The 10,637-nt window shown below is 62.3% G+C and carries 4 protein-coding genes; 3 read left to right on the top strand and 1 reads right to left on the bottom strand.

Translation table 11 applies throughout. The features are described from left to right. The coding region (locus IDH44_RS24930) for a zinc dependent phospholipase C family protein (RefSeq protein WP_190921539.1) at positions 1 to 906 on the bottom strand (906 nt) is incomplete at its 3' end. Between the two features lie 149 nt (positions 907 to 1,055). Between IDH44_RS24930 and IDH44_RS24925 the strand changes: the two genes are divergently transcribed. The 3 genes from IDH44_RS24925 to IDH44_RS27270 all read left to right on the top strand — a co-directional run bounded on the left by IDH44_RS24925 (position 1,056) and on the right by IDH44_RS27270 (position 9,994). Then, positions 1,056 to 1,505: a chemotaxis protein CheX gene (locus IDH44_RS24925; RefSeq protein WP_190921538.1), complete on the top strand. Its 450-nt coding sequence runs from the start codon at positions 1,056 to 1,058 to the stop codon at positions 1,503 to 1,505. Between the two features lie 199 nt (positions 1,506 to 1,704). Next, positions 1,705 to 4,116: a helix-turn-helix transcriptional regulator gene (locus IDH44_RS24920; RefSeq protein WP_190921537.1), complete on the top strand. Its 2,412-nt coding sequence runs from the start codon at positions 1,705 to 1,707 to the stop codon at positions 4,114 to 4,116. 193 nt (positions 4,117 to 4,309) lie between these two features. Further along, on the top strand, positions 4,310 to 9,994 hold the full coding sequence (locus tag IDH44_RS27270; protein WP_190921536.1) for an S-layer homology domain-containing protein: 5,685 nt from the start codon (positions 4,310 to 4,312) through the stop codon (positions 9,992 to 9,994). Positions 9,995 to 10,637 lie beyond the last annotated feature (643 nt).

Raw genomic sequence — 10,637 nt, 5'->3', positions numbered from 1 at the left:
CTCCGCCGCCGCCGCCGCCGCCACTTCGGCCGCGGCGGAGCTGCGGAGCCTGTCGCCCGCCGCCTGGCGGTGCTCGGCGCGCAGCCAGCTCAGTACGGCCCGCGCCACCTCGGCACCGTCTCGGATCGCGTTGTCCCAGAGCATCCAGACGCTGTCGTCATGATAGGCGGTATCGTCAACCGGATCGATCCAGGGGCGTCTGGCGATGTTCAGAAAGTCCAGCTCCGGCAGTTGCTTCTTATATACGAACGGCTCGATCCGGCCCAGCGTCAGCAGACGGCGCAGCCCGGTCGGATCGTGGAAGAGACGCTGTGCGCGCAGCATGTCGGTACGGGCCCGCTCCCAATCCTCACGCTCGATCAGAGGCGCAAGCGCCGGGTAATGGCAGGCGGTCGTTTGCTCGAAGGCATCGACAATCGCTTCCGGCAATCCGCTCCTGGTGTCGAGTTCGCGCCAGACCGGCGTGCGCCACGTATCGAGCTGCAGCAACTCGCGCACGAGCAGCGTGTCGAGCATGATTTCGAAGCGTTGATGATCCCACTTGCCGAAGCCGGCACGACTATGTACGTACGGGTGCAGATTGCGGTCGAGTACATGATGCAGCGCGAAGCCCAGCGCATAGAGCGGAGCCGGATCCGGATCGGGACCGGTCATGGCGCGGCCGCTGACGATATCGAGCATGTCCATCAGCACTTTGCCGCAATGCGTCCGATGCATGCCTGCGCCGAGCGCATTCATGGCCCGGCTTTTTCTCCAGGGAACGAACTGATGATAGAAGAGAAAGTCTGGCCCTTGGCAGCCCCAATGAAACAGCTTTCGGTGCTCCGGTCGTTCGATCAGCGAATGCTCGTCCAAAGCTTCGAGTACTTGACCTCCAAATATGAGGTGAGCCCATACATTCGGCATGAAACGCGCGCTCCTTTACTGGTCGAATAGTCCCAAGTGATAAAAATATAGTATACTTGTCCTACGATTTTAAGTATAATAATTTTACGTATGGAGATGGGGCTCTCGTTGCAGCGTTACGAATCATGTCGAAAAGGGGCGTTACTCTTATGAAAGCAGAATACATCAATCCGTTTCTCGAATCGGCGCGAATCGTGATTGAACAAGTGGTCATGATTCGCCCGGCGACCGGACAACTTGGCGTGAAGGATATTGCGATTGCCGGAGATTATATCTGGATTCAGATCGGGATGTCCGGACAAATGAACGGAGATATCATTTTTGCTTTGCGTGAAGAGGTTGCGCTCAAGATCATCTCTGCGATGATGGGTGGGTTTGCCATTACCGAAATCGACGAGATTGGCAGCAGCGCCATTTCCGAGCTGGGCAATATGATCAGCGGCAATGCGAGCACAATGCTTTACAATCAAGGCGTCAAGGTGGACATCACGCCGCCGCTTGTGCTTCGTTCGGTCGAGTCCGCAGGCAAAAAGGCATTGACCATCCCGCTCATCATGGACGGGATCGGCGAGCTGGATATTCAAGTCTTGATTGCATAGTACCATGGATCGCTCCCGCTCGGGGAGCTTTTTTTTTGAAAATAATAGAAAATTTATAAGGATGTTTATCCATTTTTTACTTTCTCATAACGTATCAAAATCGGTACATTGTTATAAAATGTGGCGGTTTGTCTTGACCTGCGCGCGCCTGCCGGGTACACTCGGACCAGCTTAACGAAGAAATCGAGGTTGGCGCGCGATGAAATGGTTACGAATTCTGAACCACCGGAAGTATCTGCAGCGCATGTTTTTTTATGTCAATCTGTCGATGGCGGGGCTGCTGATTATTACGGCGCTCTCCATCTATTTTTATTCTCAGCAGACGATTTTGCAGACGCAGAAGGAAGCCAATCAAAAAGTGCTGCTGCAGATCAAGCACAATCTGACCTACATTAACGATATCGTACGCAATATCGGACTCATGGCGAGTATCGATCCGGGCGTCATCTATTTAATGAACGCCGTGGAGCCGGAGCCGGTCATGAAATTCCAAACGCTGCGGAAGCTGGATATGATGACCGATTCCACGACCTTTATCGATTCGATCCTGATCTTGAACGGGACAACCCGCTCGTATTACAGCGGCGGATCGGGGATGTGGACGCGGCAGCACTGGGAGGGGCTTCAGGCGCGGCTGACCGGACTGCTGGAAGCGGGCGATTCCGAGGCGGTTGCCCGGCTCGTGCCGCTCAAGCTGGAGGAAGCCGGCCCCAATGTCGATCTGTTTTCCTTTATCCTGACCGAGAACTATCCCGAGAGCGGGACGCTGCCCAACTCGATCATTGTCAATATTCGCCCGCAGTGGATTTTCGAGAACATTAGCGGATTGGATAACCTGTCGGACGGCGACAGCGGCATGATCCTGGTGGATCAGCACGGTCAGATGCTGCAGTCCGGCGCTGACGCCACCGAGGCCGAGCTGGAGACAAGACGACAGGTCGTATCGGCTGTGCATGCCGGGTCGGACCGCGACGAGGCATTTTCGGTGCAGCGCGTTGACGGTCGCGCCTACGTGATCTCGGAGATGAATGTCGGGGTCAGCCAGTGGAAGGTCATGAACATTTTGCCCTATACCCAGGTGCTGGGCCGCGCCGAGACGCTGCGCAACATCACGCTTGCGCTGACGGTCGTGTTTTTGGCGGCGAGTCTGCTGCTGTCGGCGTTCGTGACCAATCGGCTGTATCGTCCGGTCGGCAAGCTGCTGGAGCTCTTCCGAGGCGATGGAACCGGGCCCGTCGAAGCGGCGCCGTACGGCTCCAGGGACGAGATGAGCTATATTTCCCACGCTGTGCGCACGACGCTCGCTCGGCTGCGGGAGGCCGATCGGGACGAAGGTCGCAATCGGCAGATCATGAGCGACTATTATCTGCGGCGATGGGTGACGGACAGCCGCTCCATGACCGACGAGGAGCTGGATCACTGCGCGGAGGCCAGTCCGGAGCTGCTCGGCGATCTGCGCGAGCAGACATGGCAGCTGGCGGTGGTCGGAATGGATGCGACGTCCGACGGGGCCGGAGCGGCCAATGCGGTCAATGCAAGCAGTGCGACGAGTGCGGTCGGTGCAACCCGAGCGGTTGCTCCGCTTGCGCAGGAGAAGCTTTACCGATTCGCAGCCTGCAACATTATGGAAGAGACGATCGCGCGCCGCTATCCGAACCGCGTCGTCGATATGAACAACGGCTACATCGTGGTGCTGATCCGCGTCCGGCCGGAGAAGGCGGAGCTCGAGGTGCTGCACGAGCTGCTGGCGGATGCGCTCGGCACGTACAAGCGTTATTACGGTCAACGCACCTTCACGGCTGCGGTCAGCGACACAGTTGCCCGCTGTCGTGAGGTCACGGCGCTGTACGAGCAGACCGTGCAGCAGTTCATGTACCGCGTCGCCTTTCCTCCAGGCGCGGTCATTACGCCGGCTGACGTGCGATCCAATATGGCGCGCGTCGACTTCACGCTTCCGTCGGAGCTCGAGCGCCGGCTGGCAGAGGGCATCCGGACCCGGGACGAAGGCGCGATTCGCTCGGCGCTGGAGCGCGTCTTCGAGCAGGTGGCGTCGCTGCATTACGACTACATGCCCTATGCCGTCATGCAGCTTGTACTGCTGGTCAAGCAGGTGCTGCGCGAGCCGGTATTTGCGCCATATGTCAATGCAGTGGAGCTGCAGCGCCTCAACCATCACGTCATTCGGGCCGAATCGCTGGCGAGCATGCGGGAGCTGCTGGAGCAGGTGCTGCTGCAGCTTTGCCGGACCGAGCCCTCCGAGCCCAAGGAGGACCGCAACACGATCATCGTCGACACGATCAAGGAATTCATCGAGACCAATTACGCCGACGTCAATCTGAGCCTGCAATCGATTGCGGCTTATCTGAAGATGTCCTCCGCGTACGTCGGCCGAATCTTCAAGCAATACGAGCAATGCTCCGTCGGGGACTATCTGAACGGCTACCGGCTCGACCGTGCGTGCGAGCTGCTGGCGGACAGCAGCTACAATGTCAAGGAAATTGCGAATTACCTCGGCTTCAGCAATGCCAGCTACTTCATCACCCTTTTTAAGAAACGGAACGGCGTGACGCCGAAGGAATACCGGATGAACGCCACACTCGGCAAGCCATGAGCTTGCCGTTTTGTCTTTTTTTTAAACCATTCTCAAATTTTGAAATGTGAAACGGGACGATTCACGGATATTGGCATTTCGCTCGCCGCCCTGCTGCGCCACAATGAAGGCGCAAGATGGCGGCGGGAGCGAACAGCGTCAAGCAAAGGCCGAATTCCTGCCGCCGCAACTCCAAAACGAAAGGGTGAAGGCTGTGAAAGCAAGGAAATTCGTAGCCGCCTGGCTGGTCGTGCTCCTGCTCGCGGCGAGCATGCCCCAGGCCATCGCAGAGGCAGAGGAGGCGGAGAATCGTTTTTTTGTAGCTCTGAATGGAAGCGATTCCAACACGGGCGCCGAAGGGGCGCCGTTCCGCACGCTCGAGCGGGCGCGGGATGCGATCCGGGAATTGAAGACGACGGAAGGGCTGCCGGACGGGGGCGTAACGGTGTATGTGCGCGAGGGCGTCTACCCGCGCCAGCAAGCCTTCGAGCTGACGGAGGCGGACTCCGGCGAGGCGAATGCGCCGATCGTCTACCGCGCCTATCCCGGCGAGACGGTGCGGCTGAGCGGCGGCCTCGAGCTGGACCGGACCGGCTTCGAGCCGGTGACTGATCCGGCGGTGCTGGCGCGCATCGTCGAGCGCGCCGTGCACGGGCGCGTGCTGCAACTCGATCTGGCGGCGGCGGGCATCACCGATTACGGCGAACTGAGCCGTCACGGCTATTGGAAGGCCAATGACGTCAGCGAGGTGCCGCCGATGGAGCTGTATATCGGCGGCCAGGGCATGACGCTCGCCCGCTGGCCCAACGAAGGCACAGTGCAGATGGACGAGATTCTTGACCCCGGGCCGACGGTCAAGGACCCGGATCTCCAGCAGCGCGGCGGCACGTTCTCCTACGCTTACGACCGGCCGCAATTCTGGACGGAGGCGGAGGACATCTGGCTGGACGGCATCTTCGGCTACAGCTGGGAGTGGTCGTACAACAAGGTGGCGGCAATCGATACCGCGAGCAAAACAATTACGCTGCAATACGGCGAAATGTCCGGCATTTTCAAAAATTGGTACCCGGATTTTCATTTTGCCGAAAATTTGCTGGAGGAGCTGGACGCGCCGGGCGAGTACTACATCGATCGGACGCAAGGCATGCTCTACCTGATGCCGACCGCCGCGTTCCTGGAGGATCAGGCCGAGGCCACCGTGACGATGCTCAGGGAGCCGATGCTCCGCACGCTGGGCGCCTCGCATATCCGCTTCGATTCGCTCGTGCTCGAATACGGCCGCGACACGGCGGCGGTCATCCTCGGCGGCAGCGACGTCATCATCGCCAATAGCGAGATTCAGAACTTCGCCAACGGCGGCGTGCTGATCAACTCGCCGGGCCGCTATGAGTACGACGGCGTCGCCAATCCGCGGGACGGCCGCGATCACGCGGTCCTCTCCTCCCATATCCGGCATATCGGCGGCACGGCCGTCACGCTGGGCGGCGGGGACAAGGATACGCTCGAGCCGGGCAACAACCGGGTGGAGAATTCGCATATCCACGACTTCGCCTATTATCACAAGGCGTACAACCCCGGCGTGCTGTTCTCCGGTGTCGGCAACATGGCCAGCGGCAACGAGATTCACGACGCCCCGCACCCGGGCATCATCATTTACGGCAACGACCATCGCATCGAATACAACAATATCTACGACATCTGCAAGCAATTCCAGGACCTGGGCGCGATCTATATGAACGCGGGCATGGTGCCGCAGGAGCGCGGCAATGTCGTCTACCGCAACTTCTTCCATCATATCGGGGAGAATCTGGCCGGCGTCGAGGGCGTCTACCCCGACAATCTGACGATGGGGCTGACGATCGAGGAGAACATCTTCTATCAGATGGGCAACAGCGCCGTCAAGAGCAACAATGCCTCGCATATTCGCACGGTCAACAACATGTTCATCGACACCTACATCCCGTATGACAATCACGAGATGTTCATGGGCGACGCGCCCGGCAACAAGGTCGACAGCGACTACATGCCGGCCTGGGAGGCGCTGTTCGAAGCGAACGACGACTTCGTCGGCACGCCGTATGCGCAGAAGTATCCGGAGCTATTGACATTCTTCGACGAGAATCATTACTACCCGGAGACGAATACGTTCGCCCGCAATGTCACGTACAACAGCGCGCGCACGCGCTCGGCGGATACGAACGAACACGGCGCGCGCGACGTGCACGATCTGCTGAATTACATGGACAATTGGGTGGCGGATACCGATCCCGGCTTCGTCGATCTGGCGGGCGGCGACTTCCGGCTGGCTGCGGGCGCCGAGGTGCTGGACCGGATCCCGGGCTTCCAGCCGATCCCGTTCGAGCAGATCGGCACGCAGGGCCAGGTCGGCCTGCCGCACGGGCCGGCGACGATCGAAGTGGAGGCGGTGCACTTCCCGTACGACGATCTGACGGTCGAGCTCGGACAGACCGCGGCGCTGTACGCCGAGGCGGTGCCGTGGCTGGCCACCGAGCCGGGACTGAGCTACACGAGCAGCGATCCGGCTGTCGCGAGCGTGGATGCGGATGGCCGCGTGACCGGTCTGGCGCCGGGCACGGTCGTCGTCACGGCGGCCTCGATCGCTGATCCGGCGCTGACCGATACGCTCACGGTGACGATCAGCGAGGGCGCGGGCATCCTGCATCAGACCGACTTCGAGGCGGGCGGCAACGGCTGGATCGTCGATCCCAATCACAGCCTCGTCGAAGACGGTGCGGGCAACACCTGGTATCGTATCGTCAATGGAGCGAATGCGCAGCATCCGCGCGCCTTCGCCGATTACAGCCTGACGTTCCGGCTCAAGACGCCTTCCTCGATACCTGAGGGCGCAGTCCTGATCCTCTATGACCGCAATGGCGCGAATGGCAGCGGCTATGTGCGGTATCGCCATTCGGCGGAAGGCTCGACCTGGGTGCTCTTCGGGCCGCAGTGGCAGACACTGGCCGAGACGCCCGCCGCGGACCTGGAGCCGGATACGGTGTACGACCTCCGCATGATTGCCGAAGGGGCGTCGGTACGCGTCTACGTGAACGACGAGCTCGTGCTGGAGGGGACCAATCCGGGCCACAGTCCGTCCGGCAAGGTCGGCTTCTATGTCGAGGGCTGGAGCCATCTCGACTTGGACGACGTGACCTTCGCATTGCCGCGCATCGCGATCGCCGACATTCGGCTGAGCCCGGAGACGCTGACGCTGGACACCGGAGAGAGCCGCCGCCTGGAGGCGCAGCTCACCCCGCCTGCTGCTGCGAGCAGCGGACTCGTCTGGAGCTCGGATGCGCCCGCCATCGCGAGCGTAGCTGCGGATGGCACGGTGCGGGCGCTCGCGGCCGGGACGGCCGTGATCCGCGCGGCCTCGCGCGACAATCCGGATATTCGCGCCTCGGCGACGGTGACGGTGCGCGGGCCGCAGTATCCGGTCATCCGGCTGGACGATCATCTGCAGGATGCGGCGCAATGGACGGTGTCGGACGCGGTCTATGCGGACGGCGAGACGGTGAAGATCTATGGCGACGGCGTCTACGGCTACAGCGGCGAGACGTTCGGGAGCGGATTGCTGCGCTTCGAGGCGAGCTTCGAGGAGATGGACGACGGCTGGTACGGCTTCGCGCTGCGCTCCGATCGCGTGGACGACCCGACCTGGGTAGGCGCCAATAAGGGCTATCTGATCGTCATCAAGGCCGATCAGATCGAGTTCCAGAGCTGGAAGCCGGGGCAGACGATGATGGAGATCATTCCGAATACGGCGATCCGCCCAGGGGAGACGCATCTGCTCGAGATCGGCGCGGTCGATGTCGAGAGCGGCACGCGCTTCATCCTCAATGTCGACGGACAGCCGGTGTGGAACCGGCTCGATGCGGACCCGGACAATCCGATCGCCGCCGCAGGCTATCTGAATGTGTACAATTACGCCGGAGCGGACAATGCGATCACGCTGCGTCCGTCGCGCGCGCTGCAGGGCATCGCCCTCGATGCGCCTGCGTATACGCTGGCGCCGGGCGCGGCGCGAGCGACGGTGACGGAGGCGGTCTATAGCGACGGCACGCGTGAGCAGCTGACGGGAGGCGTCGTCTATGCGATCGCCGATCCGGCGGTGGCCACGGTCGCAGCAGATGGCATGCTGGGCGCGGTCGCGACTGGCGAGACTGTACTGACGGCCGATTATGCAGGTTATACGACGCAGGCGAGTGTGCAGGTGACAGGTGACGGTACCGGCGAAGGCGAGGGAGAGGGTCCGGGGACGGACCCGGACGACGGCTCGGGCGGCGACCCTGACCCGGACCCTGACCCGGGGGAAGGCACGGACGGCGATCCGGATGACGATGCGGGCGGCGATCCCGAGCCCGGTCCTGATCCGGGCGACGGCTCCGGCGGCGACCCGGACGACGGCTCGGGCGGCAGCCCCGGCTCCGGCTCGGATGCGGACACCGCCGCTGGCAGCGGCTCCGAATCCGACGCGAGCCGCAACCGCGGACTTGTCCTGCTGGGCGAGCGCGAGCTGGAGGCTGTCGACAGCAGCGCTGCGCTGACGATTCGGTTGACGGACGGCCAGCGTGGCGTGCGGCTCCCGGCACCGCTGCTGAAGACGCTAGAGCGGCAGCTTGTGCTGCAGTCGGGGGCACTGACGCTGACCTTCGATTCGGCGACGCTGCAGGCTGCGATCGCCGGGGCAGGCGAAGGGGACGAACTGATGATCCTGGCGACGCCGCTGGCAGAGAAGCTGCCGATTGCGCAGCAGTCGGCCGATGGAACAGCCGCACGATTCGCACAGATTGGCGGCAGCGGTGCCGGTCCGGGTGCGGAGGCGGACAGCGAGCCAGATGAAGGGGCGAGCAGCGGGGCGGATGCGACGACGGGCAGCGGACCGGATAAGCAGGCCGGTACGGACACGCCGGCAGGCAGCGGACCTGGAACGCAGGGCGGCACGTACACGTTGCTCGGCGCGCCATACAAGCTGGAGCTGCGCTTGCGCAGCGGCGACGTGGAGCAGCCGTATACCGGCCGATTTGTCCATCCGGTCCGGGTCGTCTTCACGCTCGATCCAGACGGTCCGCCGGCTGCGCTGGACGGACTGGCTGAGCTGGCTGAGCTGGCCGGTATTTATACCCGCTCTGCCGACGGCGCGTGGGGATACGTCGGGGGTATGCTCGAGCATGGCAGCAGCGGGGCGGATGCTGGCGGCAGCGTCATTGCGACGGAGCTGACGCATTTCAGCGTCTACGCGCCGCTGGCCTACACCGCTCGCTTCACGGACCTCGGGCCCGAGCACTGGGCCTATGACGCGGTTCGGTACGCGGCCGCGCGTCATTTGGCCGAGGGCCGCGCAGACGGGCGCTTCGATCCGGCCGCGCCGATGACGCGCGCCGAATTCGCGGCGCTGCTCGTGCGGCTGCTCCGGCTGGAGGCTGCGCCTGGAGCGGCGGTTTTCGCGGATGTGCCGCAGGCATCCTGGTACGCGGATGCGGTGGCGGCGGCGCATGCGGCCGGACTGGTGCGCGGACGCGATGCGGAGCGCTTCGCGCCGGATGCGCCGGTGACGCGGCAAGAGCTCGCGGCCATGCTGCAGCGGGCGGCACAGCTGGCGTCACAGCGGGCACCGCAGCCGGCGTCCGGCGCGGACGGCAGCGTGTCTGAACAGGCGCGTGACATAGCGAGCTCGGAGGACTGGACGAGCGACACAGCGGACGCGTCTGAATGGGCGCGCGATCTGGAGCTTGCAGCTCATTGGGCGATCGATTCGATCGAAGACGCGCTGCGCGCCGGCTGGATGCGCGGCTACCCGGACGGCCGCTTCGGACCGATGCAGCCGACGACGCGCGCCGAAGCGCTGCAGACGCTGTATCGCTTTATGGTTCGCAGCTAGCGAGCAATGACGCAGAAGCTAGCAAGCAATGGCGCAGAAGCTAGCTAGTAATGGAGCAACTGATTGTCATCGCATACCGGTGAGGTGCGTGTGCATGGAAGGGCATAGGCCAGCAATCCAGCAGTCTAGTCTGGCGGTGAACAGTGCTCCAAGTCGACGTCGGCGCTCTAACGGTCGGTACTCCGAGTCGTCGCGCATCGGTGCAGTACTCCAAGTCGACGTCGGCGCTCTAACGGTCGTCAGCGACGCTTAGCGTGTCGAATCGCACATTTTGAAATTGTAACGGTCATCACAGACGCTTAGCGCCCCAATTCGGTGGAATCTCACTGTAATAGTGCTTCTAAGCGTCGCCCATGACCGTTACAGTTAGCGGCATGCGCCTAGCAAGCTCTAAGCGCCTCCTGTGTCCGTTAGCGTTTTCGGCGACAGCGTTTCGCTTTACACATTGCGCGCCTTCCACGTGGCACACGTATTGAACCAGCCGTCATGCCGCCGGCCCCCGCGCTCTAGGAGCTGCACGCGGGGCCGGCGTTCAGTTTTCGCTGCAACACGGGTGCGATTCTCGGAGCAGATGCCGTTGCAATTGCGCGCAGACGCGCGCAAGCGTAGCATCTTCGCATTGTTGTACGTATTTTGATACGCA

The organism is Paenibacillus sabuli, assembly GCF_014705605.1.
Taxonomy (GTDB): Bacteria; Bacillota; Bacilli; order Paenibacillales; family Paenibacillaceae; genus Paenibacillus_D; species Paenibacillus_D sabuli.
This window is presented reverse-complemented; position numbering and strand designations above follow the sequence as displayed.